14 protein-coding genes, 1 tRNA gene, 1 other RNA gene and 1 pseudogene are annotated in these 15,831 nt (G+C 24.3%); 5 read left to right on the forward strand and 12 right to left on the reverse strand.

Annotated elements, in window-relative coordinates; genetic code table 4:
- Window positions 1–18: 18 nt before the first annotated feature.
- Window positions 19–552 (reverse strand): DUF402 domain-containing protein, encoded by a 534-nt coding sequence (locus AACK97_RS04140; protein ID WP_338966767.1) that lies wholly within the window; start codon window positions 550–552, stop codon window positions 19–21.
- A 260-nt stretch (window positions 553–812) separates the two neighbouring features.
- On the opposite strand from AACK97_RS04140, the gene AACK97_RS04145 reads away from it, so the two are divergent.
- Window positions 813–1,757 (forward strand): IS30 family transposase, encoded by a 945-nt coding sequence (locus AACK97_RS04145; protein ID WP_338966714.1) that lies wholly within the window; start codon window positions 813–815, stop codon window positions 1,755–1,757.
- A 432-nt stretch (window positions 1,758–2,189) separates the two neighbouring features.
- Here the strand turns inward: AACK97_RS04145 and AACK97_RS04150 are convergent, their stop codons facing one another.
- The 6 genes and pseudogenes from AACK97_RS04150 to AACK97_RS04175 all read right to left on the reverse strand — a co-directional run bounded on the left by AACK97_RS04150 (window position 2,190) and on the right by AACK97_RS04175 (window position 6,646).
- Window positions 2,190–2,996, reverse strand: coding sequence for an IS30 family transposase (locus tag AACK97_RS04150; protein WP_338968978.1), 807 nt, complete (start codon window positions 2,994–2,996; stop codon window positions 2,190–2,192).
- A gap of 15 nt (window positions 2,997–3,011) precedes the next feature.
- Window positions 3,012–3,665 (reverse strand): annotated as a pseudogene (locus AACK97_RS04155) (IS30 family transposase); the annotation flags it as partial.
- A 28-nt stretch (window positions 3,666–3,693) separates the two neighbouring features.
- A complete protein-coding gene (locus AACK97_RS04160; protein ID WP_338966768.1) occupies window positions 3,694–4,638 on the reverse strand; it encodes an IS30 family transposase in 945 nt (314 codons plus the stop codon).
- Window positions 4,639–4,688: 50 nt separating this feature from the next.
- The gene (locus tag AACK97_RS04165) at window positions 4,689–4,880 is read right to left on the reverse strand and encodes a helix-turn-helix domain-containing protein (RefSeq protein ID WP_338966769.1); all 192 of its coding nucleotides are present in this window, start codon (window positions 4,878–4,880) and stop codon (window positions 4,689–4,691) included.
- A gap of 130 nt (window positions 4,881–5,010) precedes the next feature.
- A complete protein-coding gene (locus AACK97_RS04170; RefSeq protein WP_338966770.1) occupies window positions 5,011–5,475 on the reverse strand; it encodes a hypothetical protein in 465 nt (154 codons plus the stop codon).
- Between the two features lie 59 nt (window positions 5,476–5,534).
- Window positions 5,535–6,646 (reverse strand): IS3 family transposase gene (locus AACK97_RS04175; RefSeq protein WP_338966745.1). Its coding sequence is split into 2 segments (ribosomal slippage): window positions 5,535–6,403 and window positions 6,403–6,646, totalling 1,113 coding nucleotides; the frame shifts between segments, so codons are not numbered across the junction.
- 112 nt (window positions 6,647–6,758) lie between these two features.
- On the opposite strand from AACK97_RS04175, the gene AACK97_RS04180 reads away from it, so the two are divergent.
- The 3 genes from AACK97_RS04180 to AACK97_RS04190 all read left to right on the forward strand — a co-directional run bounded on the left by AACK97_RS04180 (window position 6,759) and on the right by AACK97_RS04190 (window position 9,343).
- Window positions 6,759–7,703 (forward strand): IS30 family transposase, encoded by a 945-nt coding sequence (locus tag AACK97_RS04180; RefSeq protein WP_338966716.1) that lies wholly within the window; start codon window positions 6,759–6,761, stop codon window positions 7,701–7,703.
- 263 nt (window positions 7,704–7,966) lie between these two features.
- Window positions 7,967–8,042 (forward strand) — tRNA-His (locus AACK97_RS04185).
- A gap of 356 nt (window positions 8,043–8,398) precedes the next feature.
- Entirely contained in the window at window positions 8,399–9,343 is a 945-nt protein-coding gene (locus AACK97_RS04190) for an IS30 family transposase (protein WP_338966771.1), read from the forward strand.
- Here the strand turns inward: AACK97_RS04190 and AACK97_RS04195 are convergent.
- Window positions 9,335–9,490: a transposase gene (locus AACK97_RS04195; protein WP_338966772.1), complete on the reverse strand. Its 156-nt coding sequence runs from the start codon at window positions 9,488–9,490 to the stop codon at window positions 9,335–9,337. The two genes, AACK97_RS04190 and AACK97_RS04195, sit on opposite strands and share 9 nt — an antisense overlap.
- Window positions 9,491–9,602: 112 nt before the next feature.
- On the opposite strand from AACK97_RS04195, the gene AACK97_RS04200 reads away from it, so the two are divergent.
- On the forward strand, window positions 9,603–10,547 hold the full coding sequence (locus tag AACK97_RS04200) for an IS30 family transposase (RefSeq protein ID WP_338966716.1): 945 nt from the start codon (window positions 9,603–9,605) through the stop codon (window positions 10,545–10,547).
- A gap of 483 nt (window positions 10,548–11,030) precedes the next feature.
- Here the strand turns inward: AACK97_RS04200 and AACK97_RS04205 are convergent, their stop codons facing one another.
- From AACK97_RS04205 to ssrA, 4 genes are all read right to left on the reverse strand, one after another.
- Window positions 11,031–13,100 (reverse strand): 2-oxo acid dehydrogenase subunit E2, encoded by a 2,070-nt coding sequence (locus AACK97_RS04205; protein ID WP_338966773.1) that lies wholly within the window; start codon window positions 13,098–13,100, stop codon window positions 11,031–11,033.
- A 67-nt stretch (window positions 13,101–13,167) separates the two neighbouring features.
- Window positions 13,168–13,812 (reverse strand): tRNA (guanosine(46)-N7)-methyltransferase TrmB, encoded by a 645-nt coding sequence (trmB, locus tag AACK97_RS04210; protein ID WP_338966774.1) that lies wholly within the window; start codon window positions 13,810–13,812, stop codon window positions 13,168–13,170.
- A gap of 16 nt (window positions 13,813–13,828) precedes the next feature.
- Window positions 13,829–15,259, reverse strand: coding sequence for a magnesium transporter (gene mgtE, locus AACK97_RS04215; protein WP_338966775.1), 1,431 nt, complete (start codon window positions 15,257–15,259; stop codon window positions 13,829–13,831).
- A 142-nt stretch (window positions 15,260–15,401) separates the two neighbouring features.
- Window positions 15,402–15,812: a transfer-messenger RNA gene (ssrA, locus tag AACK97_RS04220) on the reverse strand.
- Window positions 15,813–15,831: the final 19 nt, after the last annotated feature.

The raw sequence follows: 15,831 nt of genomic DNA on the forward strand, positions 1-15,831 counted from the left end.
AAAAATTAAGTTTAATAATTATTTAAAATTAATTTGATAATTGTTTCAATGATTTAATACTATTTTTTCATGAAATAAATCATCTTTATCTTTAATTTGGACTTTTAATCTTTCAATTTCATTCCAAATAATATTTTGCAAATTTTCAGGATAATTTCAATTTATCTTGTTACGACTAAACTCTTTTAAATCTAATATTTTTGTATATCCATCAGGAAATACTTTAATATCAATATCATAATCAATAAACTTTATTGCCTTACCATCATAAGTAAAAGGACTAGCAATATTACAATAATAATGAATCCCATTATCTTTTAACATTGAAATAATATTATATCATCTGTTCTTAGAAAAAAACCAAATAGCTGGTTCATGAGTTTTCCACTTACGCCCATTAACTTCAGTAACAATAACGGCTTCATTTACTAAAATTAAATAATTTTTAGTTTCTTCTAAAACAATAGCGTGATCCCAAGAACGATATATTTCACCATTATGTTTATAAGCATGAATTAAAACTTTTTGACCTTTTATAAGTGTGTTTTTCATCTATTACACCTCCAAAGTCGTTCTTATAATTAATACAAAAGTACAAAGTAATTATAACATAAAAAAATAACCTAATTAATACAAGGTCATTAATGAGATTAACTCAATACGATTAAAATTTTTAGGGGTTATAAATACTAATACAATATATACTATCTTATTTCTTAACTGGTTTCCTGAAATGTAAAATTAAAAAGGACACTTATATAAAAAACAAATTGTGTTAATTCTATAATTAAGAAAAGAAAGGAATTAGCACAATGTATAAGTATCTGACTATTGAATCAATAATAGCAATAAAAGAATATAAAAGTTATGGATTTTCTATTCGTAAAATAGCAAAAGCAATTGATTATAGTAAATCAACTGTACACAGAGTTTGTAAATTATTAAATCAAAACTTATTACCATTAGAAATATTGAATCAAGTTCAAAAAAATAAACAAAATGCAGGTAGAAAATTAATAATTTTAACTTTAACAGAAATTAATACTATCAATCATTTGTTAATTACTAAAAATTATGCTCTTGATATAATTGCTGATTTTTTAAAGAAAAATAAAATAAAAAATATTTCAACAAAAACTTTATATAACATGTTTAAAACAAATCGAATGGGTTTTGATGAAAAAAATTTATTGAGAAAAGGCAAAAATAAACCTCATAAACAAAAAGAAACTAGGGGCAGAATTAATAATTGTAAATCTATTCATGAAAGAAATTTAATCATTCCAAATATTAAAAATATACAAGAATTTGGCCATTTAGAGGGAGATACTATCGTTGGTAAAGATCATAAAAGTTCTATTATTACTTTAGCTGATATATGATCAAAAACCACAATTCCTTTGAAAACTAAAAATCATAAAGCAGAAAGTATTACACAAAGTATAATAAAATTTATTTCAAAATTAATACCAGGAACAATTAAAACTATTACTTTTGATCGTGGTAAAGAATTTAGTAAATGAAAATTAATTGAAAAAAATTGTAATGTTAAAATTTATTTTGCAGATGCCGGAAAACCTTGTCAAAGAGGTTTAAATGAGAACAATAATGGTATTTTAAGAAGATATTTACCAAAATCTACTGATTTATCTTCATATAAACAAAAAGACTTAAATTCTATAGCATTTCAAATTAATTCTACACCCAGAAAATCATTATCTTATAAAAGACCAATAGATTTAATACAATTATTTTAAAAAACTGTCCCATTTATATTTACAATTCAGGTATTTTTTTCAAACTAAAATGTTTTATTTTTCGATAAAGTGAAAATATTTTCACAACTTATAATTCATAATTAAAATTAATTTTCTAACAATAACTAAAATAATGATTAATTAATTAATTAGAAATTCAATTACTATAGCATAAATATTGATATTTTTGAACTAATTCATACTCTTTCTTATTTCGTAATGTTTGCATAATATCAATATTATTTATTTTTGCCAGATGCGAATTAAGCATATTAGAAAAAGTTTTAACATTAAAAGATTTAGCACCATAACTTAATAATCATTTAATAATGTGCGATACTTGCCCTTCAGCATTAACCCCAACATTTCAACTTGCTCCTTGATTAATAATACCTTGTTTTTTTATTTGCCAAATTGTAAAGTTAAGTGCAACTAAATTATTTTTCTAACCAAATATTCGATTGGCGAAAGATAATTTAGTATTTTTCTTGGTCTTTGGTTTAAAGACAATATAAATTTATGAACTGCATTTTTAGTAGTGTTTGAAAAATTAAATTTTTTAGGAAATTTTTCTCTAATTAAACCATTAGTATTTTCATTAGTACCTCTTTGTCAAGGTGAATATGCATCAGCAAAATAAATTTTCACATTTAAATTTTTTTCAAGTTGTTGTCAATTAGCAAATTCTTTACCCCTATCAAATGTTATAGTCTTAACAAGATTATTTGGAAGAATTGATAAATAATGACTAATATTTTTGTTAATAACTTTAGTAGTTCTATTTTCAACTAATATTGCTAAAGTAAATCTTGATGTTCTTTCAACTAAAGTTATTAAACATGATTTACTTTTACCTCGTGATGATACTACAGTATCACCTTCTCAATGGCCAAGAGTTATGCGATTATTAACATTTCGTTCTTTAATGGATTTACCATTAAATTTACCCCGATTTTCTTGAGATTTTCGTTTCTTACCTTTTCTTCTTAAATTTTTACTAGTAACCTTTTCAAGTAATCCAGAATAAATTCAATTGTAAATTGTTTTAAAACTAATAATTCATTCTTGATGAAAATTTTTAATTCTGCCATAAATTTGTTCAGGCGATCAACCTAATAATAATTTTTGTTGTACATATTTTACTAATTCTCTATTTTTAAATTTATGAAAATAAACATGTAATTGTTTTCTATTTTCTGCTTTATTTTGTGCAATTAATGAAACCTGAATTGTAAATATAAATGGGACAGTTTTTTAAAATAATTGTATTAAATCTATTGGTCTTTTATAAGATAATGATTTTCTGGGTGTAGAATTAATTTGAAATGCTATAGAATTTAAGTCTTTTTGTTTATATGAAGATAAATCAGTAGATTTTGGTAAATATCTTCTTAAAATACCATTATTGTTCTCATTTAAACCTCTTTGACAAGGTTTTCCGGCATCTGCAAAATAAATTTTCACATTTAAATTTTTTTCAATTAATTTTCATTTACTAAATTCTTTACCACGATCAAAAGTAATAGTTTTAATTGTTCCTGGTATTAATTTTGAAATAAATTTTATTATACTTTGTGTAATACTTTCTGCTTTATGATTTTTAGTTTTCAAAGGAATTGTGGTTTTTGATCATATATCAGCTAAAGTAATAATAGAACTTTTATGATCTTTACCAACGATAGTATCTCCCTCTAAATGGCCAAATTCTTGTATATTTTTAATATTTGGAATGATTAAATTTCTTTCATGAATAGATTTACAATTATTAATTCTGCCCCTAGTTTCTTTTTGTTTATGAGGTTTATTTTTGCCTTTTCTCAATAAATTTTTTTCATCAAAACCCATTCGATTTGTTTTAAACATGTTATATAAAGTTTTTGTTGAAATATTTTTTATTTTATTTTTCCTGAATTGTAAATATAAATGGGACAGTTTTTTAAAATAATTGTATTAAATCTATTGGTCTTTTATAAGATAATGATTTTCTGGGTGTAGAATTAATTTGAAATGCTATAGAATTTAAGTCTTTTTGTTTATATGAAGATAAATCAGTAGATTTTGGTAAATATCTTCTTAAAATACCATTATTGTTCTCATTTAAACCTCTTTGACAAGGTTTTCCGGCATCTGCAAAATAAATTTTAACATTACAATTTTTTTCAATTAATTTTCATTTACTAAATTCTTTACCACGATCAAAAGTAATAGTTTTAATTGTTCCTGGTATTAATTTTGAAATAAATTTTATTATACTTTGTGTAATACTTTCTGCTTTATGATTTTTAGTTTTCAAAGGAATTGTGGTTTTTGATCATATATCAGCTAAAGTAATAATAGAACTTTTATGATCTTTACCAACGATAGTATCTCCCTCTAAATGGCCAAATTCTTGTATATTTTTAATATTTGGAATGATTAAATTTCTTTCATGAATAGATTTACAATTATTAATTCTGCCCCTAGTTTCTTTTTGTTTATGAGGTTTATTTTTGCCTTTTCTCAATAAATTTTTTTCATCAAAACCCATTCGATTTGTTTTAAACATGTTATATAAAGTTTTTGTTGAAATATTTTTTATTTTATTTTTCTTTAAAAAATCAGCAATTATATCAAGAGCATAATTTTTAGTAATTAACAAATGATTGATAGTATTAATTTCTGTTAAAGTTAAAATTATTAATTTTCTACCTGCATTTTGTTTATTTTTTTGAACTTGATTCAATATTTCTAATGGTAATAATTTTTGATTTAATAATTTACAAACTCTGTGTACAGTTGATTTACTATAATCAATTGCTTTTGCTATTTTACGAATAGAAAATCCATAACTTTTATATTCTTTTATTGCTATTATTGATTCAATAGTCAGATACTTATACATTGTGCTAATTCCTTTCTTTTCTTAATTATAGAATTAACACAATTTGTTTTTTATATAAGTGTCCTTTTTAATTTTACATTTCAGGAAAAATAATGATTATTATCTTTATTTCTATTAACTTCTCGATTAATAGTACTAATACTTCGATTAAGATTTTTAGCTATTTCACTAATTTTTACTTTAAATTTCAATTGATTCTCAATATAAATTCTTTCATCTATGCCAAGATGTTTGTATCCCATATAAAAACTCCTTAAATTTACTTTTTCTAAAATAAACTTAGCATCATGAAATTTTTATATGAAATCTTTTGCAATTTTATTTACTTGCACTTACAAGTATAATTCAGCAAATTTTAACTAATATTTTTGCTTACTTAAATCTATTATATTTATTTGTTATAGCATTACCTTTATTATTATAATTAATTCAACTATCATCATTTTTATTATTATATTTATTTCATAATGACTTTTTATATATTTCTTTTCTGATTTCTATTTCTAAATTAATATTTTCATTAATATAATGTAATACATTTAATTTGTTTAAATTTGCCATTTTTAAATGTAATAAGTTATTTAAATTCTTATGATTATATCTTTTTGCTCCATATCCTAATTGTTGTTTTTTTAAATGCGATACATCGCTTTCAATGCTACAACCGATATTTCATTCTAAATTTTGGTTATGAATACCTTGCTTATTATTACTGAAATAATTACTCGCTTTTCTTAAATTTGTTTTAATATCTTTATTTAATTCATTTTTAGCGACATTACGAATGTTTTTAATTAGCTGAATTATACTTGTAAGTGCAAGTAAATAAAATTGCAAAAGATTTCATATAAAAATTTCATGATGCTATGGATTGGCAACCCTTTTTAGGACACTTTTTATGTAGACTGGTATTTTCTAAATTCAACGGGAGTTAAATAATTTAAACTGCCATGAATTCGAATATTGTTATATCAATTAACAAAATCAAATAGTTCGCATTTTAGTTGTGTTAAGTTTGCAAATTTTTTACCGTTAATAAATTCGGTTTTAAAGGTTTTGTAAGTTGCTTCAGCAACAGCATTATCATATGGGCACCCTTTGGAGCTTAATGATCTTTTAATTTTAAAGGTTATTAAAATTTCATCAATAATTTTATTTTTAAACTCATTACCACGATCAGTATGAAATAAAGTTATTTTATTTAATGGTCGTGTTATCTTGTGAAAAGCTTGTTGAACTAATTCAGCAGTTTTATTTGGTCCAGCACTATAGCCAATTACTTCGCGATTAAACAAGTCAATTAATAAACAAATATAATGTCATTTAGTGCCAACTTGAACATATGTTAAATCACTAACAACAACTTCATTTGGTTTTTTGTCATTAAATTGACGATTTAAAACATTATTAATTTCGTCATTATTAACTGTTTTTTTATGATTACAATATTTTAACTTGGTGTATTTAGAAACCAAATTATTTTTGATCATAATGAATCGGATTTTTCGTCGTGATAAAATGATATTTTTTCTTATTAAAACAGCTTTAATTTTACGAGCACCATAAATCTTGCGACTTTTATTAAATGCACTGATAACTTCTTGTTCATAATTATTAACATCAAACTTGGTGCATTTATTAGTTTGATAATAATATGTTGATTTTAGTAAACCTAAAATCTTACATATTTTCCTCACTGAATATTTATTTTTATTGTTATTAATTATTGTTATTTTTTCCCGATTATCAGTGCTGCTTGCTTTAAAATGTCATTTTCCATTCGTAATTGTTGGTTTTCTTTTCGCAAGTAAATTAATTCATTTTCTTCGACAGTGCGATTATCTTTTGCTTTAAATGACCCAGAATTATTATAATTTTTAATTCAACTATAAATAGTTGGTTTTGGTAAATTATATTCTTTCCCTAAATTAATAACACTTTTGTCATTTTTGTATAGCATTACAATTTGTTTTTTAAATTCTTCAGAGTATGAGGTTTTATTTCCCATTTTTATATTCCTTCTTTCTTAATAATTTTGAAGTCTATATAATTATGGTCCAACTTATTGTAGCCTATCCACTAAGTTTATTTTAGAAAAAGTAAATTTAAGGAATTTTTATATGGGATACAAACATCTTGGCATAGATGAAAGAATTTATATTGAGAATCAATTGAAATTTAAAGTAAAAATTAGTGAAATAGCTAAAAATCTTAATCGAAGTATTAGTACTATTAATCGAGAAGTTAATAGAAATAAAGATAATAATCATTATTTTTCATTAATTGCACAAAATAAAGCAGAAAATAGAAAACAATTACATGTTTATTTTCATAAATTTAAAAATAGAGAATTAGTAAAATATGTACAACAAAAATTATTATTAGGTTGATCGCCTGAACAAATTTATGGCAGAATTAAAAATTTTCATCAAGAATGAATTATTAGTTTTAAAACAATTTACAATTGAATTTATTCTGGATTACTTGAAAAGGTTACTAGTAAAAATTTAAGAAGAAAAGGTAAGAAACGAAAATCTCAAGAAAATCGGGGTAAATTTAATGGTAAATCCATTAAAGAACGAAATGTTAATAATCGCATAACTCTTGGCCATTGAGAAGGTGATACTGTAGTATCATCACGAGGTAAAAGTAAATCATGTTTAATAACTTTAGTTGAAAGAACATCAAGATTTACTTTAGCAATATTAGTTGAAAATAGAACTACTAAAGTTATTAACAAAAATATTAGTCATTATTTATCAATTCTTCCAAATAATCTTGTTAAGACTATAACATTTGATAGGGGTAAAGAATTTGCTAATTGACAACAACTTGAAAAAAATTTAAATGTGAAAATTTATTTTGCTGATGCATATTCACCTTGACAAAGAGGTACTAATGAAAATACTAATGGTTTAATTAGAGAAAAATTTCCTAAAAAATTTAATTTTTCAAACACTACTAAAAATGCAGTTCATAAATTTATATTGTCTTTAAACCAAAGACCAAGAAAAATACTAAATTATCTTTCGCCAATCGAATATTTGGTTAGAAAAATAATTTAGTTGCACTTAACTTTACAATTTGGCAAATTAATAATTTTTCATTGTGTAAAAATTCAATAATATGATAAAATGGTAATGAATAAAAATGACAACAACAAGAAAGGCAGGGTTAGTTTAGTAATTAAATAATATAATTAGCTGATTGTTTTACTTCTTCAAAGCAATACCTAAGAAAACTAAACGCGACCTTTTTTTACGAATAAGTTTACATTCTTTTAAAATAGTTATATAATTTTATCGGTTAATAAAAACCATTATATATGGCGACTGTGGCGTAATGGTTATCGCATTGGTTTGTGGAACCAACATTCGTGGGTTCAATTCCCATCAGTCGCCCCATTTTTATTTAAATTAAAATATTCTCATAAATGTACTTTCCTTTATAGGTCGTATAAAGTTTTCAGGGGTCTAGATATAATCTAGATCTCTTTTTTCTTTAACTAAAAATATGTTTCTAAAAGTATCTTTCATTAGAAATTCTTAATGAAATTTAATTAAATAGCAGTCTTGTTATTAGAAAGGAGCATAGCTAGTAGAGGAGGATGTATAAAGTAAATTTATAAAATAATGCATTAAATAACAGTTAGTTTTAAGACTATTTTTAGAAACCTGAAATGTAAAATTTTAAAAAGGACACTTATATAAAAAACAAATTGTGTTAATTCTATAATTAAGAAAAGAAAGGAATTAGCACAATGTATAAGTATCTGACTATTGAATCAATAATAGCAATAAAAGAATATAAAAGTTATGGATTTTCTATTCGTAAAATAGCAAAAGCAATTGATTATAGTAAATCAACTGTACACAGAGTTTGTAAATTATTAAATCAAAACTTATTACCATTAGAAATATTGAATCAAGTTCAAAAAAATAAACAAAATGCAGGTAGAAAATTAATAATTTTAACTTTAACAGAAATTAATACTATCAATCATTTGTTAATTACTAAAAATTATGCTCTTGATATAATTGCTGATTTTTTAAAGAAAAATAAAATAAAAAATATTTCAACAAAAACTTTATATAACATGTTTAAAACAAATCGAATGGGTTTTGATGAAAAAAATTTATTGAGAAAAGGCAAAAATAAACCTCATAAACAAAAAGAAACTAGGGGCAGAATTAATAATTGTAAATCTATTCATGAAAGAAATTTAATCATTCCAAATATTAAAAATATACAAGAATTTGGCCATTTAGAGGGAGATACTATCGTTGGTAAAGATCATAAAAGTTCTATTATTACTTTAGCTGATATATGATCAAAAACCACAATTCCTTTGAAAACTAAAAATCATAAAGCAGAAAGTATTACACAAAGTATAATAAAATTTATTTCAAAATTAATACCAGGAACAATTAAAACTATTACTTTTGATCGTGGTAAAGAATTTAGTAAATGAAAATTAATTGAAAAAAATTGTAATGTTAAAATTTATTTTGCAGATGCCGGCAAACCTTGTCAAAGAGGTTTAAATGAGAACAATAATGGTATTTTAAGAAGATATTTACCAAAATCTACTGATTTATCTTCATATAAACAAAAAGACTTAAATTCTATAGCATTTCAAATTAATTCTACACCCAAAAAATCATTATCTTATAAAAGACCAATAGATTTAATACAATTATTTTAAAAAACTGTCCCATTTATATTTACAATTCAGGATAGTTGGTTTTGGTAAATTATATTCTTTCCCTAAATTAATAACACTTTTGTCATTTTTGTATAGCATTACAATTTGTTTTTTAAATTCTTCAGAGTATGAGGTTTTATTTCCCATTTTTATATTCCTTCTTTCTTAATAATTTTGAAGTCTATATAATTATGGTCCAACTTATTGTAGCCTATCCACTAAGTTTATTTTAGAAAAAGTAAATTTAAGGAGTTTTTATATGGGATACAAACATCTTGGCATAGATGAAAGAATTTATATTGAGAATCAATTGAAATTTAAAGTAAAAATTAGTGAAATAGCTAAAAATCTTAATCGAAGTATTAGTACTATTAATCGAGAAGTTAATAGAAATAAAGATAATAATCATTATTTTTCATTAATTGCACAAAATAAAGCAGAAAATAGAAAACAATTACATGTTTATTTTCATAAATTTAAAAATAGAGAATTAGTAAAATATGTACAACAAAAATTATTATTAGGTTGATCGCCTGAACAAATTTATGGCAGAATTAAAAATTTTCATCAAGAATGAATTATTAGTTTTAAAACAATTTACAATTGAATTTATTCTGGATTACTTGAAAAGGTTACTAGTAAAAATTTAAGAAGAAAAGGTAAGAAACGAAAATCTCAAGAAAATCGGGGTAAATTTAATGGTAAATCCATTAAAGAACGAAATGTTAATAATCGCATAACTCTTGGCCATTGAGAAGGTGATACTGTAGTATCATCACGAGGTAAAAGTAAATCATGTTTAATAACTTTAGTTGAAAGAACATCAAGATTTACTTTAGCAATATTAGTTGAAAATAGAACTACTAAAGTTATTAACAAAAATATTAGTCATTATTTATCAATTCTTCCAAATAATCTTGTTAAGACTATAACATTTGATAGGGGTAAAGAATTTGCTAATTGACAACAACTTGAAAAAAATTTAAATGTGAAAATTTATTTTGCTGATGCATATTCACCTTGACAAAGAGGTACTAATGAAAATACTAATGGTTTAATTAGAGAAAAATTTCCTAAAAAATTTAATTTTTCAAACACTACTAAAAATGCAGTTCATAAATTTATATTGTCTTTAAACCAAAGACCAAGAAAAATACTAAATTATCTTTCGCCAATCGAATATTTGGTTAGAAAAATAATTTAGTTGCACTTAACTTTACAATTTGGCAACACTTATATATCGCAGATTTAAGTGTTTAACAAGCTTTGTTATTAAATTTTGTTTTTTAATTAGATAAAGATTTTAATAATTTTAAACTTAGCATACCCCTATATAGAAATTTCTACACTTTAATATCCGCATCCTACCCTTGGAACTAATTTAATAGCGTGTATATTTTTAGGAAATCCACCCATTCATTTTTTTATTGCAAAATGAAACAAAGTGCTATAGCTAATAGGGTGTTATCTATCAACTGGTAAACTTCTTTCGGTTATGGCGACCACCCACAATTTATCGTGCTTTAATACATACCAACATTATTAATTCACTTGTATTTAATTTTCAAAGAACAAAATTTTAACACCTCATAAAATAAAAAGACAATCACTGCTGACTGTCTTAATACTTATTCAAATATTTTCCTACCTAACAAAACTTTATGCGTCCGTAAAAAAATCGCTAAGATTAACTTAGTGATAAAATATATGGTTTTTCTAAATTATTTTTTAAAGTTTCTAAAAATTGTCCCGCATCATAAATATCAATAGCTCGTTGATCAACTGTTAATGTTATATTCATCATATGCCTAATAGTCACACTTTGACCATAAACAACAGGTTTTCTTAAAATCTTACCAATCCCCATAACCGCAACATTAGGATAAAAAATTGGTGAAATACCTGAATTTGCACCAACCATTGCAAAATTAGTAATAGTAATGGTACTACCAACAAATTCAAGGTCATTTGTTTTCCTTGCCCGAATCCTTTGATCAGATTGCTCCATATCAGTTGCTAACTGTGCTATTGATAACTTATCAACTAATCTAATAACTGGAGTTTGTAAACCATCAGCATATTGTCGAGCAATAGCAATATTATGATATCTCTTAATAACTAATTCATTAGTATCAGCATCATAGCTAGCATTAAGTTTTGGATATTCTTCTAAACTTAAAGATATTGCTTTAATTATAAATACCATTGAATTCAACCGTGTCTTACTATTATTACTATGCAAAGACATCCTTTCACAAAGAGCAATAACATTATTCATATCAACTTCACAATTTAATGTTAAATGTGGAACATATTTATTACTTAATATCAACGCTTCCACAGCACTATTTCTTGCTTTTGAAAGCATTTTTCTAGTTTCTAAATGACCACTCTTTTGTTCAGCAGAATGATTAATTTCAATATTAACACCATTATCATTAGTTAAATTTTCATTCCTTAAATTATTTTCTAATGGGGTAATTAAATTTTGTTTAGCAATCTTTTCTAACTGTTCTTGAGATAATGAATTAAAAGATTGTTGCATATCAGTATGATAAAAAGCCATTAATTGTGGATTAACAATTGGAACATATTTTGGTGGAATAAATACTGGTTGCTGAAAATAACTAGGTACATATTGATGACCTGAATTTTCCAACATATTATTTATTCCTTGATTACTTTGTTGATTACTTTGTTGATTACTTTGTTGAGTATTTATATTTTCATCAGTTACTTCATCAATTAATTCTTTTAAATTTACTTCTGACTGAGAAACAGCAACTTTGTCTTGCTCAGTATTCTTTTCTTGATACCCTAATGGTTGATATTGACTTTTAATAGTTTCTTTAATTTCATTAGTTTCTAGTTTATCATCTACTTCTTCAGAAATTATTTTATTAATTTCTTCAATATTACTATCGTTATTAATTTTACCTTTTTGAATTAAATCAATTTTTTTATAAATAGTATTCCGAGCATTATCAACAAAAGAAGCATTTGCATCACTTGATTGCGTTTTACTTTCTTTAACTGTAACAACTTGTTCTTGCAAATTATTCATTCGCTTTATAATTATTTCCCGAAATGATAACGGTTTTTCATTTTTCTTTATTAACTCTTCTGAAGTTGTTTTTGAACTTAAATTATTTTCAGGCAATGGAGTTTTTTCTTGAATATCACTTAATTTATTTAAAATTCTTTGACGAAATTTAGAAATACCAGATTCATTTTTTTCTTGCATATCACTAATAACACTATTAGAATTAATAATACTTTGTTTTTTTTCAATTACTTGATTTAACGATTTAGGTTTTGGCGTTGGCGTTGGCGATAATTTTTCATTAATAACTTTTTTTTCAAATTCTGCTGTAAAACCATTTTCTAAATGTGATTGATTTTCTGATAAATTAAATTTTAATTCTTGCTCTCGTTCTTCTAGTTCTTCTAGTTCTTCTCAATTAGAAAACAGCTTTTTTGATGACGATTTTATTGGTTTTACTGATTTTTCAGAGACAATTTCTTTCAACATAATCTTCATTTTAACAACAACATCACCGCGTTTAACACTATCACCCTCAGCAACAAATAATTTTTCAATATCACCATCAAATAAAGTACTAACGGGAATCTCTTGACCCTCACAGTCAACAAGCAAAATATTTTGAAAGGCTTTAACATGACTCCCTTGTTCAACTAAAATTTGCTTAATAGTACCATATTTACTTGGTAAATCATTTAACTTAATTTTAATCATTAAAGCCACCTCTTAACTTTTATCTTATTTTAACATTTATTATTATTTATTATATCAAATAATTTTATTAAAACGAATTTTTTACTACTTTTAAATAATATATTACTTTATTTTGTTTAATAAATTTCTTCTCATACTCTGTTAAAAACATACTAGATAAACTATCTTGCTCTTGAACTAATAATTTTCAATGAGAATCACTCCTCAAACTATTAATAGTAAAGTCAAATAATATCGCATTATCAGTACGAATTAAAATTTTACCAGCATCAACAAGGATATTTTTATATGCTAATAAAAATTTAGGATGCGTTAACCTTCTTTTATAATGTTTTTTCTTTGGTCATGGATCAGAAAAATTAAGATATATTTCGGTAATTTCATTAATAGCAAATATATTTAAAATATTATTAGCATCAATTTGAACAAATTTTAAGTTACTAGGAATTTTTTCTAATGCTACCACTTTCTTTACTGCTACCATTAGTACTACTTCCGATTTTTCAATGGCAATAAAATTTATCATTGGATATTTATGTGCCATAGCAATAATAAAGTCTCCTTTACCACATCCAATTTCTAAATGACAAGGTTGAGTATTATTAAAAATTTTTGATGCTCAATTACCTTGATAAGTTTGGGGCTCTTGAATAACAATTTGATAATTATTTTTTAAAAATATTTTTGCTTGCGGATTATTTCGTAATCTCATATTATTCTCCTATCTATTAAGTAACAAAAAATAGTAAAGCGATAGAAAAAAAGATTGTTGTTGATACACAGTCAATAATTGTTGTTACCAAAGGAGCAGCCATAACAGCTGGATCCATTCTTAATAATTTTGCAACAATTGGTAAAATTCCTCCCGCTACTTTAGAAATAATAATAACGATTCATAAAGATAATGAAATTGTAATCATTGAAGCTCACTGATCTCAATGTAAAACACCATCATATTTAATAAGATTAATAATAATCATTCTAATAAAGTTAAAGCAAATTAAAATTAAACCAACAAAAAAAGATATTCTTAATTCTTTCCAAACAACTTGCCCATAATCTTTAACTGTAACATCACCTAATGATAATGCACGCACAATAGTCGTTGATGCTTGACTTCCAGAATTTCCTCCCGTATCAGCAATAATTGGTAATAACGGTACTAATAAAGTTAAAAACTTATTAGATAAATCACTACTATTTTTATTAGCACCAAATAAAGGTAAAAAAGCATCAATAACTAATTCCGAAAAAGTAGCTGATACTAATAAAAATAACAATCAAAATATTCGCGAACGAACAATTCTTCAAACTGGAGTTTTTAAATATAACATCTCAGTTGGTTTAATCGCAGCTAACTTTTCAATATCTTCTGTTGCTTCTTCTTCCATAACATCTAAAATATCATCAACAGTAATAATTCCAATTAACACATTTTGCTTATTAACAACAGCAACTTCATTTAAATCATATTTTTGAACAATATTAGCAACTAATTCTTGATCACTATGAGCATCAACACTAACAACATTAGTTTCCATTACACTATTAACTTCTTCTTTGCTATTAGCAAAAACTAAATTTCTTAAACTAATAACTCCTAATAACTTATTCTTACTATCAGTAACATAATACTTATCACTATTTTCTGCTCTTTCACCCAGTTGTTTCACTTTTTCCAATGCTTGACCAACTTTCTCATGTTGAAGCAACTGCACAAAATCAACTGACATAATTGAACCAGCACTATTTTCTTCATAATTTAATAAAATATTAATTTCTTTTCTTTTATCACGCGATGCATTGATAATAAGCTTTTTCACAACTTCTTCAGGTATTTGTTCCAATAATTCAACAATATCATCAGCATATAATTGATTAACAATTTGCGTTATTTCCGTATTATTTAACTCATTTAATAACATTATTTTTATTTCCGTATCAAGATTAATAAAAACTTCACTAGCTATTTTTGAATCTAACAACCGTACTAAATATAAAACTTCACTAAGATTTTCCATTTTATTAATTACATCAGCTAAATCAGCACTATGCAAATTTTTTAAAATTTTTTCTAAGCTTTTCTTATCATTAATATTAACTAATTTTTGCAAATTGCTAATATTTATTTGCAATAACGACTTATTATTAATAGACACTAGCATTTTACCTCACAACAATGTTATTTTACTATTTATGTAATATTAATTATATCTTGTTTAACAATAAAAGTCTTTTGTTATTTAACAATAAAATAAAAAGTAAACAATAAGTTTACTTTTTATTTTATATTTACATTTATGGTGGAGATGGTGGGAATTGAACCCACGTCCAAAAATAAGTCCCAATTAACATCTACAGTTTATTTTATTCAAGAAAAGTTCATTAAAGAAAAATATGAATAAACAAGTAATATCTCTAACTAGTTAATAGAATTTCAACATTGCTTATTAACATCACAATATCTAGTTTATCAAGTATCAACATTAAACTAGCCTAGATAAACTTACGCTAAAATAATGCGCTATTTATATCCTTTAAAAGGTTGAATTAAGCAACTAATGTTGCCCCAACAAAGTTATGATTTAACATATATGTTGGAATAGCTTGATGTTCTTTTTTATTTCCGGTTATAACACCTCGAAGTAGATAAGGTTTACCACACCACTGCAGTTAATTGTTTGTTATTTCTGTCGAATCCAGTGCATCCCCATAAGTATATTATATCAAA

Source organism: Spiroplasma endosymbiont of Lonchoptera lutea (genome assembly GCF_964019715.1).
Taxonomy (GTDB): domain Bacteria; phylum Bacillota_I; class Bacilli_A; order Mycoplasmatales; family Nriv7; genus Nriv7.